The sequence below is a fragment of the Geodermatophilus sp. URMC 61 genome, assembly GCF_052931555.1.
In genome coordinates this window covers 244313-264436 of sequence record NZ_JBRFHZ010000002.1, presented here as the reverse complement: position 1 = coordinate 264436, position 20124 = coordinate 244313, and the positions used below count along the sequence as shown (strand labels likewise).

Below are 20124 nucleotides of genomic sequence, written 5' to 3'. Positions count from 1 at the left end.
TATCGGCCCGTCGGCAGCGGGCCGCACGTGGACCGACGCGACGGACCCCGGCCGCTGCGCCCGTGGGGGGCGAGGCGACCGGGGTCCGAGTTGAAGCGTTCGTCACAGGCTGGTCGGCAGGATCAGGATGAGCCAGGCCAGCACGGGTGCAACCAGGACGATGTAGCCGCAGTACGTCAGCATCTGCTTCTGGAACCGCTGCCGGTCGTCCACCTGGGCCGTGGCCAGCACGATGACGCCGTTGGTGGAGAAGGGGCTGACATCGACGACGGTGGCACAGAAGGCCAGGGCCATGATGAACGCCGCGATGGAGAAGTGGCCGGCCTCCAGCAGCGGCATCGCCAACGGCAGGGCGATCAGGATGATGCCGAAGGACGACCCGACGGCGGAGATGATGCCGACCGCCAGGAGCAACACGAACGCGGTGAGGAGGGGCCAGGGCAGCTCGGTGGCCTTCTCGCCGAGGTAGTCGATCGTGCCGTTGGCGTTGAGAACACCCATGTAGGTCACGACGCCGCAGACGAGGACCACCGCAGACCAGGCGATGGACTTCATGGTGGCCTCGACGCGGCCCGGGAAGGCGAGCAGCAGGACGGCACCGATGCAGGTGGCGGCAACGCCGACGTCGATGCCGAACAGGGCGGCTGCGAGCAGGGCGGCGATCGCGGCGAAGGTTATCCACTGCTCGAAGGTGACCCTGATGGAGGGCGCGAGGTGCAGGGCGTTCGGGTCGACCGCACCGGGGCCGACACCGATCGGGCGGTCGGGCCCGTCGGCGCTCCCACCGCCGACGGCGCTGCCGCCACCGACGGCGCCGCCGCCCGCGGCCGTGCCCGTGGTGCTGCCGGCTCCCACCGCCACGAGGTCCTCCTCGACCACGACCTGCTCGCGGAAGAGGTCGCGGCCGAGAGCCACGAAGGCGATCGCAGCGAAGAGCAGGTTGAGCAGGAAGGGCACGACGAAGAGGGCGACCGGCGAGACGGAGAAGCTCGCCTCGTCGAGCAGCTGCTGGATGCCCACCGAGTAGACGGTGATGGGCGAGAACGCCGCGCCCAGCGCACCGTGACTGAGCATCATGCCCATGAGCAGCGGGTTGATCCTGTAGCGCTTGGCGATCGGCATCGCGATGGGAGCGAGCATCGCCACGGCCAGGACCGAGCCGAGCGCCATGAGGACGGCGGCGAGAAGGAACATCATCCAGACGATCGCCCAGCGCTTGCCCCGGACCAGCTTCAGCGATCGCTGCATGACCACGTCGAGGGTGCCGTTGGCCCGGGCCAGCCCGAACAGCAGCGTGATGCCGAACGCCACGAAGAACATGTCGCCCGGGAAGAAGGACTGCACGTCTTCCACCGAGATCCCGGAAACGAGGCCCCCGACGGCAAAGGCCGCCAGGAACGCGAGTACGCCCATGTTGATGGGCCGCACGGTCGCGATGGCGAAGACCGCCACCAGCGCCGCGACGGAGATCAGATAAACCACGCCAGGTCCTCCTCCGAGATGTGGCCGACGCTTGGGGATCACTCGCTGGAGGAGCGCGTCGTCGGATCCATGATTCCCACTATTTGGCAACTATTGACCATACTGTGGGATGTGAGGAGGACCATAGCGGGCGTCAGCGGCTTCGACAAGGGTTGTTCCAGGCGCATGCCGTCGACGGGCGACCGACGGCATCCGCGCGCCGTTGCACGAGCGTGGTCCGGAGGGCCGGGTTCGGACCGTGCCACGGATGCGGGCGACTCGGGGTCCCACCAGGCCCGCGCAGCGCTCGGTGAGGATCTCGCTGTTCCCCGGGGGGACAGTCGACCGGGTCCGGCACTCCCCGGTGTCACAGGCCTGCGGGCCGACCCTTGACCGGGAACGACTGTGTCCGTCGCCGGTCTGCCGCCCCAGGGGTCGCTGGTCGCTCGAGGACCGGGGCAGCGCGGGGTGCGTGGCCGGTGAGCTCGGGATCTCCGCGCCACGTGCCGCCCCCTTGTCGGTGGCGTGCTACACCGACCCGAGGCGCAGCCTGGTACCGCCGACGAGGCGCGAAGCCGGCACGATCGCCGATGGCGATGACATCGTGAGATGCCTGCGCAGGTGGGCATCCACGACGATCCCGTCGTCGACCACCAGCGGCCACGGCCCGCTCGGCAGGAACTGGTCCCGACACCGATCAGCCCGATGTCGGGCGGTCGGTGGCTTCGGGGAGGTGACCGCGAGCCCGCGCGGCCACGGAGAATCCCGCCCCGATGCCCCTGACACCCAGCGCCGCAAACGGACCCGCAGCCGCCGGTTCGCAGGGACTCGTTGCGACCCGGACCCCGGCGTCTGACTCGGGATCGGCGGACCGCGCGGTCAGGGTCGGCTGCGCCCTCGCGCACGCCCAGTCGCGTCCTCCGGGACGCGCATGCCGTCGAGGACCGTCTCCTGTGTGGCCGCACGCGGGTACATGCCGGCGGGCGTCGCCCACCGGATCGACTCCCCGAACGCATCCGCCCGTCGTGAGTCGGCGAGCACCTGGTTCAGCCCGGACGCGCAGCTCGGTCCGCCGTGCCGAGCACCGCCTCCACCTGGTGGGCTTCGACGGCGTCGAGCTGCACAGCTCGACGCCGGTCGACGCGATGCTGCCGATCCCTGGCGCTCGGTCCGCAGCACGGGTGCTGCTCGCAGTGGAGGCCGCTGGGCTCCCACGACCTGAACGGGCGGTGGATCGACAGCCGATCACAGCGCACGGCGGCCTCAGTTGTCGCCGACACGCCACCGCGTGCGGCGCAACGCGTCATGGTCCGGCGACGGCGAGCCGGTCACACGCGGGCCTCGGGTCACCTCTTGGATGCCGCGGCGATGATCTCCTCTTGGTAGGGCGCGACGACCGTCGGGCTGATCCGGCAGTCGACGACGAAGACGCCGTCGCGCTCGGCGCGGACCCAGTCGGACAGGGAGTCCAGGTCCTCCAGCGTCCGCACGACGGCCGCCTCGGCGCCCAGGGCCCGGCCGAGGCCGGCGAAGTCGACCTCCGGGATGAGCATCGGCGCCACCTGCAGGCCCCGCCGCCCGTACAGGCTCACCTCGGCGTTGTACGCGGCGTCGTTCCAGACGACGACCACGCCGCGCCGGACCTCCCGGACGACGCTCTCCAGGTCGGCCAGGGCCATCAGGCCACCGCCGTCCCCGGTGGACAGGACGATGGTCGACTCCGGGCAGGAGCGGGCTGCACCGACGGCGCTCGGCAGCCCCAGACCGATCGTCTGGTACTCCGTACCGACCATCTGCATCCGGTGCGGCGCCGTCACCGGCCAGTAGGAGTTCGCCCAGCCGATGAAGTGCCCGCCGTCGGAGACCACGACCCGGTCCTCGGGCAGGATGTCGGCGAGCCGTGTGGCCACGCTGCGAGGGTCCAGCCGGCCGTCCGGCGCCGTCCCGTCGCCCGGGTGGCGGCGATGCAACCCGCGCCGTGTCAGCTCTGCCACCGCCTCGCGCCAGCCAGGGTCGCTGGCCCCCCCGGTGGGCAGGGCGTCCAGCACCGCCTGCGCGGCTTCTGCGACATCGCCCCGCACGTAGCGCGTCACCGCCGGGTGCGTCGGGTCCTTCTTCTCGTCGATCTGGATCACACGCGCAGCCGAACCGAAGAGGTCGCCGAAGCGCGTCGTGAACTGGTTGAGGCCCGCTCCGACGACGAGGACCACATCCGCCTGCCCCACCAGCGCCATGGCCTCCTCGTGGCCGAAGCCCCCCGTGACGCCCACGTCGTGGCGAGCGTCCGGGAAGACGCCGCGCGCCGTGGCCGTGGAGCCCGTGACGGCGCCCACGGCCTCGGCGAGCTCACCGAGGACGCGGCCGGCACCGGTGAGGACGGCACCCCGCCCGGCGAGGATGAAGGGCCGCCGGGCGGATGCCAGCTCCGCCGCGGCGAGCCGGACTGCGTCGGCGTCGATCGCGGGACGACGATCTGGGAGCTCGAGAGCCGGCCGCTCCCCCGGGTCCCCCACCTCCTGCGCTGCCACGTCGTAGGGGATGGCGACGATCACCGCGGTGCGCTCCGCCAGCGCATGCCGCACCGCCGCCGTGGTCACGGCGACGGCGTCGTGGCGGCCCACGGTGAAGGTGTCGACGCCGACGGCCGCAGCGATCATCCCCTGGTCGACGTCCCACGGACGCGGCCCCGTGGTCGGCTGGTCCCCCACCACCAGCACGAGAGGGACCCGCGCCCGGGCCGCCTCGGCCAGCGCCGTGATGGTGTTGGTGAACCCCGCGCCGTAGGTGGTCGTGGCGGCGGCGACGCGACCGCTCGTGCGGAAGTACGCATCAGCTGCGGCGACGGTTCCGGCCTCGTGGCGAACGGCGGTGAATGCCACGCCCTCGGCGACGAGCGCGTCGATGAGGTACGCGTTCCCGTTCCCCATCAGGCCGAAGACGTCGGTGACGTGCGGGGCCAGGGCGTGGGCCACGTGCGCGGACACCGTGGACATAGGAGCTCCTCTTCAGTCGCGTTGTCGATGTGGTGAGAGCGACACGGGGGTCACCAGCCGGGACGGCGGGTGACCAGCAACCGATCAGGCCTTGGCGTGCCGCCGTGCGAGCTCCACGTACGACTCCGCGTTGGCCCGGACGTGTGCGAACTCCTCATCAGTCAGGTCCCGGCGCACCTTGCCCGGCACGCCGGCGACCAGGCTCCCGGGAGGGACGTCCGCGTTCTCCGTGACGAGCGCGCCGGCTGCGATCAGGGAGCCAGCCCCGATCCGAGCGCCGTTCAGCACGGTCGCGTTCATACCGACCAGCACGTCGTCCCCGACGGTGCAGCCGTGCAGCACGGCACCGTGGCCGACCGACACGCCGTCACCGACCGTGACGGGGAAGCCGGGGTCCGTGTGGACGACCGCGTTGTCCTGGATGTTGCTGCGCGCCCCGATGCGGATGGCGTCGCCGTCACCACGGAGGACGGCGCCGTACCAGACGCTGGACTCGGCGCCCAGAGCGACGTCTCCGATCGCGAAGGAGCCGGCTGCCATCCAGGCATCGGGGGCTGCGGTGGGGACGTCGTCGCCCAAGGGGACGTGCATGAGGTTCTCCTCAGCTCAGAGGGGGTGGGTGGACGGCGAGGACCGCGCGGTCCACACCGGATGCGCTCGTCGCCCCGGTGGGACGTGCGACGGGGCGTGGTCAGGCGGTGCGCGCAGGCGTCCGGGGAAGCTGCTGTCCACCGGGTGCCTCGTAGACCTGCCACGAGGGTCCGGACCGGGGAAGCGAGCTCTCCAGCGGGTGGTCGACGACCGGAGCGACCAGGTCGCGGGCGATGCCGATCATCGCGTCCAGGTCGACGCCGGTCTCCACACCGAGCAGGGCGAGCATGTGGAGGAGGTCCTCGGTGGCTACGTTGCCGCTGGCGCCCGGCGCGAAGGGGCAGCCGCCGAGTCCGCCGACCGAGGAGTCGAAGTTCGTGATGCCGGCGGCGAGACCGGCCAGCACGTTGGCCAGAGCCAGGCCGCGCGTGTCGTGGAGGTGGAGGGCGAGGGTCACGTCGGGGAACTCCCGGGTCAACCGGGAGCACACCTCGTACACCCAGCCCGGGTCGGCCACGCCGACCGTGTCGCAGATGACGGCGCGGCGGACGCCCATCTCACGCAGGCTGCCCACGACCCAGGCGATCCGGTCGTAGCCGACCCGCCCCTCGAAGGGACACCCCAACGCCGTACCCAGGCCGGCAGCGAGCTCGATGCCGTGCTCGCCGGCCAGGTCGACCACCTCACGCAGCGAGGCCAGCGTCTCCGCCGTCGTCCGGTTGGCGTTGGCCAGGCTGTGCGCGTCGGTCGTGGACAGCATCAGGTCCCAGCAGTCGGCCCCGTGCCGGAGGGCGCGCTGCGCGCCACGGAGGTTGGGGATGAGGACCGTGTACCCGACACCCGGAGCGCGGGTGATCGACTCCATGACCTCGTCGGCGTCCGTCAGCTGCGGCACCGCGTCCGGGCGGACGAACGACGTGACCTGCATGCGGCGGATCCCGGTGCGGGCGAGGGCGTCGATGATGGCGACCTTGTCCGGGGTCGCGATGGTCTTCTTCTCCAGCTGGAAGCCGTCGCGCGGTCCGACCTCGTTGATCTCGACACGCGGCGGGAGGGCGAAGGGCAGCGACCCGGTCTGGCTGAGGTAGGCGGCCTTGTGGTCGGTCGTGAGTGCCATGTCAGATGACTCCTTCGGTGGCCAGGCGGTCGAGGTCGGTGGCGTCGAGTCCGAGTTCCCCGTAGACCTCGGCGTTGTGGTCCCCCATGGACGGACCCGTGGTCCGGACCTCGCCCGGGGTGGCGGAGAGCTTGGGGACGATCCCCGGCAGGCGCAGCGACCCCAGTTTCGGGTGCTGCACCTCGACCAGCATGTCCCGCGCCTGGACGTGCGGATCCGCGAAGACGTCGGCCATGTTGTTCACCCGGGAGACGGGCACGCCCTTGTCGTCGCAGACCCGCAGGATCTCCTCGGCGGTGTGCGTGGCGAACCACTCGGTGACGACCGCGTCGACCTCGGCACGGTTCTCCACGCGGAGCCGGTTGGTGCGGTACCGCGGGTCCGTGCTCATGTCCGTGCGCCCCATGACCTCGGCGAACCGGTCGAAGGTCCGGTCGGTGCTGGTGGACAGCACCAGCCACACCCCGTCGGCGGACTCGAACAGCCCCAGCGGAGCGGTGGCCGGCACCTCGTTGCCAGTCCGCTCGCGGATCTGCCCGAGGCGGTCGTACTCGGTGACCATGCCCTCGAGGAAACGGAGCATCGACTCGTACAGGGCGACGTCGACCTCCTGGCCCGAGCCGCCCTTCGCGTCGCGGTGGTACAGCGCCGCCACGGTGCCGAACGCGGCGAACGTCCCCGCCATGTAATCGACCAGGTTCATCGGCGGCAGCACCGGCGGGCGGTCCGGGAAGCCCGTGCTGTAGAGGTACCCACTGAAGGCCGTCGCGGGCGTCCCGAAACCAGCCATGCCCGCGTAGGGGCCGGTCTGGCCGTACCCACTGATCCGGGCCACGACGAGGTCGGGGTTGGCCTCTCGCAGTCGGTCCGCGGTCAGCCCCCACCGGTCCAGGGTCCCGGGGCGGAAGTTCTCCACCAGCACGTCGGTGGTCGCCAGCAGTCGGAGGAAGATCTGCTGCCCCTCGGGGTGGCGCAGATCGAGGGTGATGGCTCGCTTGTTGCGGGCCAGCGCGGCCCACAGCAGCCCTTCCTCACCGTCGGAGGGCGCCATGCCACGGGCGGGGTCGCCGGATCCCGGGAGTTCGACCTTGACGACGTCGGCGCCCATGTCGCCCAGCAGCGCTGCGGCGAAGGGCGCGGCGAACACGTTGCCGATGTCCAGGACGCGCACGCCGGCGAGCGGACCGAACGCCGTAGCCGGGGGCGCGGGATGAGTGGGGTCGGTCATGAGCCGGCCTTTCGGGGGACGGGCTGACGGACGGATGGAGCGAGAGAGTCGTTCATTATTTGGGAACTGACTCCCAAATGATGAGCACGCTCAGAACCCTAACTGCTGTCGGGCGCCCCAACAAGTGCCCCGTCGAAGTCGTCGTGACGAGGTCGACCCCGGCAACCGCCACGCCTCGCTCGGCAGGCGCCGCCGTCGCACACGGCCGTTCGCTGCCTGCACCCTCCGGCGGTCGTCGCACTGGTGGCAGAGTGTCATCGAGCGGGTGGGCTCGACTCGCACCACGGCGAGGGCGTGCTGTGGTCGGCCCGGCGGGCAGGGCTGACGTTGCGGTGCCGGTAGTCGGTGAAGCGCGCCCGCTCCGCAGCGAAGGTCACCAGCGCCTGCGCCCGATCGGTGAGCCGGACGCCCCTGGGCCACACCATGCGGACACCCACGCCTGGAACGGCTGGATCGATGTCGAGCGCCGCAAGGGGCAGACCCTCGTAGGAGCAATCGACGGCCGGGCGCTGCACGATGACGGAGTAGCCGAGGCCGCGGGCGACGAGGGACCGGGTGAGTTCGAAGTCGGTGGTGCGCTGCACGACGCGCGGCGCCACTCCGGCCTGCTCGAACACCCGGAGCGTGTGCATGGCAGCCGGGGGCAGGTCGAGCAGGATCAGCGGCTCGTCCGCCAACTCCGCGAGGCACACCGACGCCGCGTCGGCCAGCCGGTGGTCGGCAGGGAGCACGATGTAGGGCCGGACCGTGTACAGCAGCACCGACTCCAAGCCGTCCGGCAGGCCCATGTCATAGACGATCGCGAGGTCGAGACCCCCCGCCAGCAGCAACTCCGTGATCTCCGCCTGACTGCGGGCGACGACGTCCAGTTCCACCTTCGGGTGGTGCTCCGCCGTCCAACGCACCAGGAGCGGCAGGATCGTGGGCGAGATGGTCACGTAGCACCCGAGCGTCAGCGGGCCGGACAACTCGGTGCCGGCACTCGCCGTTGCCAGTCGCAGCTCCTCCGCGTCCCGCAGGAGGATGGCTGCCCGCTTCCTCAGGAAGACACCCGTGGGCGTCAGGCTGACGCCGTGGGCCTTGCGTCGCACGAGGAGCTGCGTGCGCAGGGCGCGCTCGAGCTCGGTGAGTGCCGAGGCGACCGCAGTCGGCGTGACCCGCAGCTTCGCGGCCGCGCCCGAGATGGATCCCGCCTCCGCCACGGCCACGAAGTAGTCCAGCTGGCGCAGCGTGTAGTCAGCCATCCCTATCCCACCCTTGGTTCGGTTACAGGCAAGAGTTATGAACTTTACCTGGGCTGGTGATCGCCGCCACAGTGGTCCCGCCGCGCAGGAACCGACGAAGGGGCTCCCGAGGATGACCGTGCAGGCCAGCGAAGTCCGGCCCGTCCCCACCGCTGACTGGGTGACCATCCCGGACCTGTACGACGACCCGTACCCGCTCTTCCAGCGACTACGGGCGGAGGCCCCGGTGCACTGGGTACCAGCGGTCAACCGCTACCTGGTGGTGGGCTACGAGGCCTGCCACGAGATCGAACTGGACGCGGAGCGCTTCACCGCGGACGAGTCCGGCTCGCTGATGAAGCGGGCGATGGGCCACAGCATGCTCCGCAAGGACGACCCGGAGCACGCGGCCGAACGCCAGTCCTACGGCGGCGTCCTGCGTCCTCGAGCGATCAAGGACCACTGGAACGCCGTCTTCGAGAAGAACGCCCGGATCTACCTGGACCAGTTCAAGGCGGCGGGGCCCGGCGCAGACGTGGTCTCCCAGTTCGCGGCTCCGTACGCGGCGGAGAACCTGCGGCTGATCCTCGGGTACTACAACGCCACCCAGGAGGACCTGCAGCGCTGGTCCCAGACCCTCATCGACGGCACGGGGAACTACGCCGACGACCCCGACGTCTGGGCGGCGGCGGAACGCTCCTCCGCCGAGGTCGACGCCGCGACCGACGAGATGCTCGCCCACCTCCGGGACAAGCCGGACCACACGCTGCTGTCCGGCTTGTCCCACATGCCCATGTCACTCGAGGCCCTGCGCGCCAACCTCAAGATGACCATCGGCGGTGGGCTGAACGAGCCACGCGACGCCGTGGCCACCACCCTGTGGGCGCTGCTGTCGCACCGGGACCAGCTCGACCAGGTGCTCGCCGACTCACGGTGGGCTGACGCGTTCGAGGAGTCGATCCGGTGGGTGGCGCCCATCGGCATGTACCCGCGCGAGGCCACGCAGGACACGGTCCTCGACGGCATGGCCATCCCGAAGGGGGCGCGGCTGGGCGTGCACGTGGGCGCAGCCAACCGCGACCCGGCGCTGTTCACCGATCCCGAGAGCTACGACATCAACCGGCCGAAGGTGCCGCACCTCGCGTTCGGCGGCGGCAGCCACTTCTGCGCCGGCGCGTGGGTCGCCCGCGCCTCGGTCGTGGGTGTCGCGCTGCCCAAGCTCATCGCGGAACTCCCGGACCTGCGCCTCGACCCGGCCAACCCGGCGTCCATCCAGGGCTGGGTCTTCCGCGGCGTGACCCACCTCCCGGTCCTGTGGACCTGAACCCCCTGAGGAGACAGACATGCCCAAGGTGACCTTCCACCACGACGGCGGGAACGCCGACGTCCTCGACGTCGAGCCGGGCACCAGCCTCATGCGTGCTGCTGTCCGCAACGGCGTCCGCGGCATCGTCGGCGAGTGCGGCGGCCAGGCCATGTGCGCCACCTGCCACGTGTACGTCCGCGACCGCTACCTGGACGCGCTGCCGGACATCAGCGAGGACGAGGAGGAGATGCTGGACTGCACCACCGCCCCGCGGGACGCGGACCGCAGCCGGCTCGGGTGTCAGGTCGTCGTCGGGGCGGATCTCGACGCGATCGAGGTCGACGTCCCGCCCAGCCAGGTCTGAGGCGCCCCCGTGGAGAGCGTCGTCATCATCGGAGCGGGACATGCCGGGGTCCAGGTCGCCGAGTCGCTGCGGACCGGCGGCTTCGAGGGGGCGGTGACCCTCGTGGGGGATGAGGACGCTCTCCCGTACCAGCGCCCGCCGCTGTCCAAGGACTACCTGGCCCCCGGCCGCACCGCGGAGCCGCTGCCGCTACGCGGCGAGAAGTTCTACGCGGAGAACCGGATCGAGCTGCGTACCGGCCTGACGGCAACCGTCCTGGACCGTGCCCGCCGGACCGTCTTCCTCGATGACGGCGAGAGCCTGACCTACACCACGCTGGTGCTGGCCACCGGCGCGACCAACCGGACCCTCCCCGTCCCCGGCAGCGATCTTGCCGGCGTGCACGACCTCCGGACGCTGGCCGACGCCGAGAGGCTGCGCGCCGACATGGGGAAGGCCCGTTCCGTCGCGGTGGTGGGTGCGGGGTTCATCGGGTTGGAGTTCGCCGCGGCAGCGCGGGCACACGGGCTCGCGGTCACCGTCCTGGAGGCCACCGACCGCCCGATGGGCCGCGCCCTGACCCCTCCGATGTCGGCGCACTTCGCCGACGCGCACCGGGAGATGGGCAGCGATCTCCGACTCGGGGAGGGACTGGCCGAGATCCACGGCCAGGACGGCCGCGTCACCGGCGTGAGCAGCGGTCCCGGAGCGGAGTACCCCGCCGACATCGTGCTGATCGGGGTCGGGGTCCGTCCCCGCGACGAGCTCGCCGTGGCCGCCGGTCTGGCGGTCAACAACGGGATCGTCGTGGACGGGCACCTGCGCACGTCCGATCCCGACGTCTACGCCATCGGCGACTGTGCCAGCTTCCCCGCCACGGAGGCGGGCGCCAGGCTGCGTCTGGAGTCGGTGCAGAACGCCACCGACCAGGGGCGGCACGTGGCACGCCAGATCCTGGGCTCGCCGTCGGCCGCGTACTGCGAGCTGCCGTGGTTCTGGAGCAACCAGGGGCCCCTTCGCCTGCAGATCGCCGGCTTGGCGCAGCCAGGGGACACCACCGTGGTCTCCGGGGACCGACCGGGTGGTCGCTTCTCCGTCCTGGCCTTCCGCGACGGCGCGCTGGTCGCCGTCGAGTCGCTGAACAAGCCCGCTGACCACATCGCCGCCCGGCGCGTGCTGTCCGCGGCTGTGACCCCGACGCCCGATCAGGTGGCCGACCCGTCGTTCACCCTCAAGGACTTCGCCAAGCAGCTGGTCCCGACACCGTGACCCAGTCAGGAGAGACCATGTCCGCAGCAACCGAGTCGCCGGCCGACGCCCCGACCGCCGACTGGGTCGACCCCGCCGTGATGATGCGGGACCCGTACGGCACCTACGCCCGGCTGCGTGAGCTGGGCCCCGTGGTGTGGGTACCGGTGATGGGCAGGTACCTCGTCACCTCGTTCGAGGGGTGCCGCGACGTCGAGGCGGACCAGGAGATCTACTCGGCGTCGGTCACCGGGGGGAGCGCGACCCTGGCCCGAGCGCTGGGCGGGCGACCCATGCTCCGCAAGGACGACCCGGAGCACGCGGTCGAGCGTCAGGCCGTCAACCCGACGATGCGTCCGAAGAACGTCCGCCAGACCTGGGCACCGGTCTTCGAGCGCAACGCCCGAAAGTACCTGGAGGTCCTGCGCGATGTCGGCCCGGACGAGGCCGACCTCAACCGGGACTACGCCGCACCGCTCGCCTCGCAGAACCTCGTCGACCTACTCGGGCTCCGGGGCACCAGCGTCGCCGACATGCAGCGGTGGTCGCACGCCTTCATCGCCGGGACGGGCAACCTGCACGACGACGAGGACATCTGGCGACGCTGCGACGTCGCACGGGAGGAGGTCGACGCGCTGCTCGAGGAGCTCGTCCCCTACTACCGCCAGCACCCGGACGGCTCCATGACCTCGGCGTTCGTCAACAGCGGCCTGCCGCACGAGGCCGTCGCGGCGAACGTGAAGCTGACGATCTCCGGCGGCATGAACGAGCCCCAGCACATGGTCACCGCTATCGTGTGGGCGCTGAGCCGCCACCAGGACCAGCGTGAGCGGGTCCTCGCCGACCCGGCATTGTGGCCGACCGTCTTCGACGAGGCGGTGCGGTGGGTCTCGCCCATCGGGATGTACCCCCGGGAGACCACGCGGGCCACCGTGCTGGCCGGTACCCAGTTGCCCGAGGGGGCGCCCATCGGCGTGGTCGTCGCCGCGGCGAACCGGGATCCGCAGGCCTTCCCGCGCCCCGACGCCTTCGACATCGCGCGTCCCAAGCAACCGCACCTGGGCTTCGGCAGCGGCGTCCACCTGTGCGCCGGCCACTGGGCGGCCCGCATCTCCATCGGCGAGATCGCCGTCCCCCTCGCTTACCAGGGCTTCCCCGGTCTCCGGGCTGATCCGCGGCGCGAGGAGCAGTGGGACGGCTGGGTGTTCCGGGGGCTCACCTCCTTGCCGGTCACCTGGGGCCCGGCGTGACACGGCGGTCCTGAGACACCATCGGACGAGAGGGCCGGCGCGGTACGTCACCGGGACACACTCCGCCGGCCCGTCGCACGCCTGCCGCGGCCGCCGTCTCGGCCGTGCGGCTCCTCCGCGCCACCGGGCGTTCTTCGGCACTGCTGTGGGCGGAGCTCCGGTTCGCCACTCCACCCATCTGCCGTCAGGGAGACCCCCGTGTACCTGTCGAAGACCGAGGCCGCCGTCCTGCCCACCGCCCTGGCCGGAGGGGCCGTCCGGCCGCCTCCCGCGGCTGGACGGCGGCGGGTCTGGCCTCTGCTGGGGCCGGCGTTCGTCGCCGCGGTCGCGTACGTCGACCCCGGCAACTTCGCCACCAACTTCTCCGGCGGCGCCTCCTTCGGTTACACGCTGCTGTGGGTGATCGTCGCGGCCAACCTCATGGCGATGCTCATCCAGAGCCTGACCGCCAAGCTCGGCCTGGCCACCGGCCGGGACCTGGCCACGCTGTGCCGCGAGAACCTGCCCCGGCCGGTCACCCGCGGGCTGTGGCTGCAGGCCGAGGCCGTCGCCATCGCCACCGACCTGGCCGAGATCGTCGGCGGGGCGGTGGCGCTGAACCTGTTGTTCGGTGTCCCGCTGCCGGTCGGCGGGGTGATGACCGCCGTCGTTGCCTTCCTCCTGCTGGGCGCGCAGTCCCGCGGGCACCGGCCCTTCGAGCGGGTCATCGCCGGGCTGCTGCTGGTCATCGGGCTGGGTTTCGGCTACACGCTGTTCAACTCCGGCGTGGACGTCGGCGGGCTGGCCAGCGGCATGGTCCCCTCCTTCTCCGGCTCGGAGAGCCTGCTCCTGGCCACCGGCATCCTCGGCGCGACCGTCATGCCGCACGTGATCTACGTGCACTCGGCGCTCACGCAAGGCCGTTACGGTGACGTGGTCACCGCCGGGCGCACCGCCGCCGGCCGCGGCCGGCTGCTGCGGGCCCAGCGGCTCGACGTCCTGGTGGCCATGGCCCTGGCCGGACTGGTCAACGCCGCGATGCTGGTGATCGCCGCCCAGCTGTTCACCGCCGACGACGGCATCGAGTCCCTGGAGAGCGTCCACGCCGGGCTCGGCGACCAACTGGGCACCGGGGCGGCGCTGGCCTTCGCCGTCGCCCTGCTCGCGTCGGGGTTCGCCTCGTCGTCGGTCGGTACCCACGCCGGTCAGGTGGTGATGGCCGGCTTCCTGCGCCGGCACATCCCGGTGCTGGCCCGTCGGCTGATCACCCTGGCGCCGGCGCTCGCGGTGCTCGTGCTGGGCGGCGACCCCACGACGGCCCTGGTCTGGTCGCAGGTGGTGCTGTCCTTCGGCATCCCCTTCGCCCTGGTGCCGCTGCTGTGGTTGACCTCCCGCCGGCAGGTCATGGGCGCCTGGGTCAACCGACCGCTCACCACGGCCATCGGCGCGGCGGTCGCGGCCCTGATCATCGTCCTCAACTGCTACCTGGTCGTGACGTCGCTGAGCTCCTGACCAGCGCGGACAGGCAACTGCCGGAGTGCCGCTGAGGCGTGCGCCGAGGCCCCCGAGACCCACATGAAGCAATCCCATGACCATGACTGAAGAGGAGTAGTTCGTGGCCTACGAGGTGAAGGGCGTCATCGCCCGCAGCAAAGGTGCTCCGGTCACCGTCGAGACGATCATCGTTCCCGACCCCGGCCCGGGGGAGGCGGTCGTGGACGTGCAGGCGTGCGGGGTCTGCCACACCGACCTGCACTACCGGGACGGCGGGATCAACGACGAGTTCCCGTTCCTGCTCGGCCACGAGGCCGCCGGGACCGTCTCCGCGGTCGGTGAGGGGGTCACCAACGTCGAGGTCGGCGACTACGTCATCCTGAACTGGCGGGCGGTGTGCGGTCAGTGCCGCGCCTGCGCCAAGGGCAAGCCCTGGTACTGCTTCGCCACGCACAACGCCGCGCAGAAGATGACGCTGGCTGACGGCACGGAGCTGTCCCCGGCGCTGGGCATCGGTGCGTTCACCGAGAAGACGCTGGTGCACTCGGGCCAGTGCACCAAGGTCGACCCGGCCGCTCCGGCCACGGCGGCGGGCCTGCTGGGCTGCGGCGTGATGGCCGGAGTGGGCGCCGCCATCAACACCGGTGGCGTCGGCCGTGGCGACAGCGTCGCCGTCTTCGGCTGCGGAGGCGTGGGTGACGCGGCGATCGCCGGGTCGAAGCTGGCCGGCGCCTCGACGATCATCGCCGTCGACATCGACGACACCAAACTCGAGTGGGCCAAGGGCATGGGCGCCACCCACACGGTGAACTCCAAGGAGACCGACGCCGTCGCCACGATTAAGGAGCTGACCGGCGGGTTCGGCGTGGACGTGGCCATCGACGCGGTGGGCCACCCGGCCGTCTACGAGCAGGCGTTCAACGCCCGGGACCTGGCCGGCACCGTCGTCCTCGTCGGCGTGCCCAACCCGACGATGCAGATCACGCTGCCGATGATCGAGGTCTTCGGCCGAGGCGGGGCCCTCAAGTCCTCCTGGTACGGCGACTGCCTGCCCAGCCGCGACTTCCCCATGCTGATCGCCCTGTACCTGCAGGGCCGGTTCGACCTGGACGCCTTCGTGTCCGAGACGATCGGCATCGGCGACGTCGAGGCCGCGTTCGAGAAGATGCACCACGGCGAGGTGCTGCGCTCGGTGGTCGTCTTCCCCTGATCGGGCACCACTCCTGGGCGTCGCAGCCAGCGCCGACGTCCTGCAGCTCGTGAAGTCCGGGCACGTCACTGATCACGCGCCCGGCGGGCACGTGATCAGTGACGTGCCCGCCGGGCCGCTCGGTGCCGCCGACCTCGAGAACGAGATCCACCGCGAGGCCGGGACGACGTCCCCGACGACGTCCGCACTCACCTGCGCGAGGCCGTGCAGAACCCGCACGAACCGGACACCTCGCGGCCCTCGCCCGGGCGAGGGCCGAGTGCTCCCCGCGCCAGGCCGCCGTCCCGGTCACCGCAGCTCAGTGCGTCAGCTGCCACTTCAGCAGGGCCACCGCAGCGCCGACGACCGCCAGGACGAACCCCGCCAGGAACACCCGGGTCGAACTCCGCTCCCCCGACACCCACGCCACCACCGAGCCGAGCAGCGCCAGCCGGAGGTCGACCAGCGCAAGCGCCAGCACGAGCACCACGTCGGCGTCCAGCAGATCCGTCCACGCCAGCAGCAGCAGCGCAGCGGGCGCGCCGGCCGCCGTCGCGATGGGCAGGGCATCCCGGATCTCGTGCCGGACAGCGGCCCTGTCCAGCGATCGGTCCTCGCGGACCCGTAGTCCGACCGCCTCCCCCACCGTGTGCGCGACATAGGTCGAGACACCCACACCCAAGACGTAGAGCACGCCTGTGGGTCCCCGGAGCTCGTCGGGGTGCAGTGCGATCAACGCCGCCATCACCAGGACGTTGCCGTACACGTAGGCGGACACGCGGCTCGCGACGTCCTCGCGGGGCAGTTCCCCAGGGCCGCGACGCCGACGGGCGAGCCGGGGCAACCGGAGCCCGCTCACCGAGCCGGCTCGATGACTGATCGACGAGCCCACATGTCCGACGTCCCCCCGTCCCGGCAGCCACTCCCCCGACCTCCGCCAGGATCGCTGGTCATCGCCCCACCTGCATGCCCGCCCAGGCCAGCCGGGTCGACACACGACGCTCACCGTGCCCGGTCGGGTCAGGTCGCACCCGGCCGGTCCCGCTCCGGCGCACGACCAGCCCCTTGCCGGGGACCGGGGGGCTGACGCCCACCGCGGCTGCGGTGGGCTCTCGTTGATCCCCGGAGACGCGGCCGCCCAGAGCGCGGAGGTGGCGTGCGGGGTGGTCGCGGGGGCCGAACCGGTCAGGCGTCGCGGCGCGTCAGGGCGACGGCGGCCCCGGCCAGGGCCACGACGATCCAGGCGGCGAACACCAGCCCTCCGGTGCCGGCGCTGAGCAGCGACGGCTCGACACCCACTGAGTCGAAGCGTTCGACGGGGCGCGACGGACGGATTCCGACAGGGCTGTCGCCGCTTCAGCGCAGGGCAGGGACCGCCACGAGGTGGCGCGTCCCCGTCCGGCGCCTGTCCGCACCGTGGTCAGCGAACACCCACCGCAGAATGGTGAAGCGGACCAGTCCGACCATCCCCGTGACGACCGCGACCACGACGAGCTGCGCCGCCGCACCGCTGTCCGGTGCGAGTGCATCGAACCGAGCCAGGGCTGCTGAAGTTGCAACCATCCCGGCGAGCGCCAACCCACCGCCCTCCCACTGCGCCCGCAGCCAGGACACCCGTCCGCCGGCGTGGAAGGTGAGCCGGCGGTGTAGCTCGTTGGCCAGCGCGGACGAGGCGATCGAGCCGGCGAGGTTGGCGGGCTGGCTGCCGACGTCGGCCAGCAGGACGAACAGCAGCCCGTAGAGGATGTTGGCCGCCCCGCCGACGCCGACGAAGCGGACGAACTGCGCCCAGCCGTCGTCCCGGCGCAGGCGGTCCCACAGCCGGGCGGTCGCCGCTGTTGCACGTCCGTCTCCCGCTCGTGTGCGGCGGCTGACTGTGTTCACGGCATTACCTCATCTACTTGCTGGTGCCCACGAACGTAGGCGGCTTTTACTTGCTCCGTCAAGTGAACGCCGTCTAGGTGAGGGTGGTCACACGGTCCTGGGCCCCTCGGCAGATCTGAACTGCTCGGGTCGGCCATGACAGGCATGTCGAGGGGCCAGGAGGGTGTCGTCTGCACCCGTCGATCCTCGGGCGGATGTCCGGCGCGGCGCGTCGTCCCCACGCACCCATTGCGTCTCCTGCAGATGCAGTAGACCCGCGAGCTACTGCGGGGTGATGCCGGCGCGGACGGCGAACGCGACCAGCTGTGCCCGGTCCCGCGCCCCCACCTTGGCCATCGCGCGGTTGGCGTGGGTCTTGACGGTGAACGGGGAGAGGAAGAACTGCTCGGCGATCGAGGCGTTGTCGAAGCCGGACACGATGGCGGCGACCACCTCCCGCTCACGTGACGTCAGCTCGGCGAAACGGGCCACAAGCCCCGGGTCGGCAGTGACGGCCCGCTGCTGCACGACGTGGTCCACGACGGCGCTCACCGCCCCGGGCGACAGGGCACGCCTCCCGGAGGCGACCTCGAGGATGGCGCCGGTCAGTTCTGCAGGGCCGGCACCCTTGCTCAGGAAGCCGTCTGCGCCCGCGCGCAGCGCCTGCAGGACGTTCTCGTCCTGGTCGAACGTCGTCAGCACCAGGATCCGCAGTTCCTCCGAGGACCGCGTCAGCCGGATCCGGCGCGTGGCCTCCACGCCGTCGACACCCGGCATCCGGATGTCCATGAGGATGACGTCGACCTGCAGGCTTTCCAGGTCCCGCACCACCGCCAGGCCGTCGGCGGCCTCCGCCACCACCTCGAGGTCGGGGTGCGAGCCGACGATCGCGCGTAGCCCGGCCCGGATCATCTCCTGGTCGTCCACGAGCATCACCCGGATCACCGCAGGGCTCCCTCAGTCACGGGCAGCTCGGCACGGAGCCGGAAGTGGCCGTGGTCGCTGCTCACCTCCAGGCGGCCGCCGGCGGCCGCCGCGCGCTCCCGCATCCCGATGAGGCCCTGCCCCGTCCGGTCCAGGTCCGCGGCAGTCGGGTCGGCGTCGTTCGCCGTCTCGACAGTGACGGTCGGGCCGGAGACCTCGACGGTCAACGACACCTGTCCGCGGCTGTACCGCTGGGCGTTGGTGAGCGCCTCCTGCGTGATCCGGTAGGCAGCCGCGCTCACCTGCGGCGGCAGCTCGCGGGACAGGTCACCGACCACGGCGTCGACCTCCAGACCAGTAGCACGGACCTTGTCGACCAGGTCCGGGATGTCGCGGTGGCTCGCGACCGGACCGGTCGTCTCCCCGTCCCGGTCGGTGCGCAGCACCTGCAAGATCTCCTGCGTCTCGGCCAGCATCGACCTCACACTGCCCCGCGCCGCCTCCAGGTGGCCCCGGGCGGCGCCGGCGCCGTCGGGGAGCTGCACCTCCGCAGCACCCAGGTGCATTCCCACGACGGCGATCTCGTGGCCGAGCGTGTCGTGCAGGTCCCGGGCGATGCGCAGCCGCTCCTCGACGACGCTGCGCTGCACGGCCGCGTCCCGTCCGGCGATCGCCTCGTGCGTGCGCTCCTGGAGCGCCGACCAGTACTGCACCTGACCCCGGATGGCGCTCCCCGTCGCTGCGGCGGTGACGGCGGTGGCAGCGGCGACGTAGGCGATCGGGTTGTCGAGCCCAAAGCCCGCGCCGGCGAGCCCCAGGGCCAGGAAGTCCGCCACGCCCACGACCACGCCGGTGAGCAGACCGGACAGTCCGCGCAGGGCCAGCAGGAACGCCCCGAACATCGACACCTGCCACTGCACGATCGGATCCGCGCCGACGGCGTCCGCAGCGAGTGGGGCCGCGGCCAGCAGTGCCAGTCCGGCCAGGGGAACGCGGTAGCCCAGGCCGACACCGGCCGCGCTGACCAGCAGCGCGACGAGGCCACCGCCGGGGTGCTCGGTGAACGGCAGCGTGCCGGCCCCGGCGGCGAGCGCACCGCCGATCACGACGGGCGTGCTGATCTCCAGCAACCGGGGCCGTCGCATCCAGAACGGAGGCCGCGGCATCTCCGGCAGCTGGGCGGGTGACCCGGTCACGTCGCGATCCTCGCATCCGGCCGTCCGCGCCCTGATGAGGTGACCGCTCCAGCCGCCGACGGGTGGTCACTCTCGGCCGGCGTCCGGCCGAGGGGCAGCCGGACGGCGGCCACGAGGCCGCCCGCGGACGGTGCCGTCACACGCAGCGTCCCTGCCAGGGCCGCCACGAGCGGACGGGTACGGGAGAAGAGGTACGTGGGAACGGCGGCGGGTCCCGGGGGCTGTCCCGGCCCGAGGCCACTCACGACCAGCACGTCCAGGTGGTCGGGCGACCAGGTGAGCGACAACGACAGGTCCGCACCGGGCAGGTGCGCGGCCACCGTTTCCGACATCTCGCACGCGAGCTCCCGCAGCGCCGACCCCACGGCTGGGTCCAACGGCTGTTCGGGACCGGCGACGGAGATCCGCAGCGTGCCCCCTCCGGCCCGGAAGCCGGTCAGCAATTCGGGCAGCTCGGCGCCCTCCGTGTGCGTGGCCTCCTGCGGCCGTGTGCCGGTGAGGGCGTCCAGCGCGGCGCGGGTGTGGCGGGTGAGGTCGCGCAGCGCCCGACCGGCGGCGGACGGGTCGCGGGTGAGCAGGTACCCGGCGGCCCGGGCGCTGGCGTGTGCCATGGCCAAGTCGCGGGCCAGGCCATCGGCGGGGAGCAGGCGGGCACTCGTTGACCCCCGTCCACCGTCCTGGGCGGTCGGCTCTGCGGACATGGCACTCCGATCCGGTAC

At 71.7% G+C, this 20124-nt stretch carries 17 protein-coding genes; 6 read left to right on the top strand and 11 right to left on the bottom strand.

What is annotated here, in order from left to right; translation table 11 throughout:
- Nucleotides 1-102 precede the first annotated feature (102 nt).
- The 6 genes from ACU610_RS01355 to ACU610_RS01330 form a co-directional block, all read right to left on the bottom strand.
- Nucleotides 103-1482, bottom strand: coding sequence for an SLC13 family permease (locus tag ACU610_RS01355; RefSeq protein ID WP_446765931.1), 1380 nt, complete (start codon nt 1480-1482; stop codon nt 103-105).
- Nucleotides 1483-2807: 1325 nt separating this feature from the next.
- On the bottom strand, nt 2808-4454 hold the full coding sequence (locus ACU610_RS01350) for a thiamine pyrophosphate-binding protein (protein WP_446765930.1): 1647 nt from the start codon (nt 4452-4454) through the stop codon (nt 2808-2810).
- 84 nt (nt 4455-4538) lie between these two features.
- The gene (locus tag ACU610_RS01345; protein WP_446765929.1) at nt 4539-5045 is read right to left on the bottom strand and encodes a gamma carbonic anhydrase family protein; all 507 of its coding nucleotides are present in this window, start codon (nt 5043-5045) and stop codon (nt 4539-4541) included.
- A 100-nt stretch (nt 5046-5145) separates the two neighbouring features.
- Complete coding sequence (locus ACU610_RS01340; protein WP_446765928.1) at nt 5146-6162, bottom strand: hydroxymethylglutaryl-CoA lyase; 1017 nt, start codon at nt 6160-6162, stop codon at nt 5146-5148.
- A 1-nt stretch (nt 6163) separates the two neighbouring features.
- Nucleotides 6164-7390, bottom strand: a complete 1227-nt coding sequence (locus ACU610_RS01335) for a CaiB/BaiF CoA transferase family protein (protein WP_446765927.1) — start codon at nt 7388-7390, stop codon at nt 6164-6166.
- 254 nt (nt 7391-7644) lie between these two features.
- Nucleotides 7645-8634: a LysR family transcriptional regulator gene (locus tag ACU610_RS01330; protein ID WP_446765926.1), complete on the bottom strand. Its 990-nt coding sequence runs from the start codon at nt 8632-8634 to the stop codon at nt 7645-7647.
- A 118-nt stretch (nt 8635-8752) separates the two neighbouring features.
- Between ACU610_RS01330 and ACU610_RS01325 the strand changes: the two genes are divergently transcribed.
- From ACU610_RS01325 to ACU610_RS01300, 6 genes are all read left to right on the top strand, one after another.
- Nucleotides 8753-9937 (top strand): cytochrome P450, encoded by a 1185-nt coding sequence (locus ACU610_RS01325; RefSeq protein ID WP_446765925.1) that lies wholly within the window; start codon nt 8753-8755, stop codon nt 9935-9937.
- Nucleotides 9938-9956: 19 nt separating this feature from the next.
- A complete protein-coding gene (locus ACU610_RS01320) occupies nt 9957-10283 on the top strand; it encodes a 2Fe-2S iron-sulfur cluster-binding protein (RefSeq protein ID WP_446765924.1) in 327 nt (108 codons plus the stop codon).
- 9 nt (nt 10284-10292) lie between these two features.
- Nucleotides 10293-11531: an NAD(P)/FAD-dependent oxidoreductase gene (locus ACU610_RS01315; RefSeq protein WP_446765923.1), complete on the top strand. Its 1239-nt coding sequence runs from the start codon at nt 10293-10295 to the stop codon at nt 11529-11531.
- 17 nt (nt 11532-11548) lie between these two features.
- Nucleotides 11549-12760 (top strand): cytochrome P450, encoded by a 1212-nt coding sequence (locus ACU610_RS01310; RefSeq protein ID WP_446765922.1) that lies wholly within the window; start codon nt 11549-11551, stop codon nt 12758-12760.
- Between the two features lie 198 nt (nt 12761-12958).
- Nucleotides 12959-14251: an Nramp family divalent metal transporter gene (locus ACU610_RS01305; RefSeq protein ID WP_446765921.1), complete on the top strand. Its 1293-nt coding sequence runs from the start codon at nt 12959-12961 to the stop codon at nt 14249-14251.
- Nucleotides 14252-14354: 103 nt separating this feature from the next.
- Complete coding sequence (locus tag ACU610_RS01300; RefSeq protein ID WP_446765920.1) at nt 14355-15443, top strand: S-(hydroxymethyl)mycothiol dehydrogenase; 1089 nt, start codon at nt 14355-14357, stop codon at nt 15441-15443.
- Nucleotides 15444-15741: 298 nt separating this feature from the next.
- Here the strand turns inward: ACU610_RS01300 and ACU610_RS01295 are convergent, their stop codons facing one another.
- From ACU610_RS01295 to ACU610_RS01275, 5 genes are all read right to left on the bottom strand, one after another.
- Nucleotides 15742-16200: a hypothetical protein gene (locus tag ACU610_RS01295; protein WP_446765919.1), complete on the bottom strand. Its 459-nt coding sequence runs from the start codon at nt 16198-16200 to the stop codon at nt 15742-15744.
- Between the two features lie 578 nt (nt 16201-16778).
- Nucleotides 16779-17306, bottom strand: a complete 528-nt coding sequence (locus ACU610_RS01290) for a GtrA family protein (RefSeq protein ID WP_446765918.1) — start codon at nt 17304-17306, stop codon at nt 16779-16781.
- A gap of 261 nt (nt 17307-17567) precedes the next feature.
- Nucleotides 17568-18230, bottom strand: coding sequence for a response regulator (locus tag ACU610_RS01285; RefSeq protein ID WP_446765917.1), 663 nt, complete (start codon nt 18228-18230; stop codon nt 17568-17570).
- A complete protein-coding gene (locus tag ACU610_RS01280; protein WP_446765916.1) occupies nt 18227-19405 on the bottom strand; it encodes a sensor histidine kinase in 1179 nt (392 codons plus the stop codon). The genes ACU610_RS01285 and ACU610_RS01280 overlap by 4 nt, the downstream gene beginning before the upstream one ends.
- The gene (locus tag ACU610_RS01275; protein ID WP_446765915.1) at nt 19402-20016 is read right to left on the bottom strand and encodes a hypothetical protein; all 615 of its coding nucleotides are present in this window, start codon (nt 20014-20016) and stop codon (nt 19402-19404) included. The genes ACU610_RS01280 and ACU610_RS01275 overlap by 4 nt, the downstream gene beginning before the upstream one ends.
- Between the last annotated feature and the right edge of the window lie 108 nt (nt 20017-20124).

Excerpts from the sequence above, each read along its gene's own strand:
- ACU610_RS01310 (WP_446765922.1), top strand. The coding sequence starts at position 11,549 with ATGTCCGCAGCAACCGAGTCGCCGGCCGACGCCCCGACCGCCGACTGG.
- ACU610_RS01350 (WP_446765930.1), bottom strand. The coding sequence starts at position 4,454 with ATGTCCACGGTGTCCGCGCACGTGGCCCACGCCCTGGCCCCGCACGTC.
- ACU610_RS01335 (WP_446765927.1), bottom strand. The coding sequence starts at position 7,390 with ATGACCGACCCCACTCATCCCGCGCCCCCGGCTACGGCGTTCGGTCCG.
- ACU610_RS01320 (WP_446765924.1), top strand. The coding sequence starts at position 9,957 with ATGCCCAAGGTGACCTTCCACCACGACGGCGGGAACGCCGACGTCCTC.
- ACU610_RS01330 (WP_446765926.1), bottom strand. The coding sequence starts at position 8,634 with ATGGCTGACTACACGCTGCGCCAGCTGGACTACTTCGTGGCCGTGGCG.
- ACU610_RS01340 (WP_446765928.1), bottom strand. The coding sequence starts at position 6,162 with ATGGCACTCACGACCGACCACAAGGCCGCCTACCTCAGCCAGACCGGG.
- ACU610_RS01345 (WP_446765929.1), bottom strand. The coding sequence starts at position 5,045 with ATGCACGTCCCCTTGGGCGACGACGTCCCCACCGCAGCCCCCGATGCC.
- ACU610_RS01275 (WP_446765915.1), bottom strand. The coding sequence starts at position 20,016 with ATGGCACACGCCAGCGCCCGGGCCGCCGGGTACCTGCTCACCCGCGAC.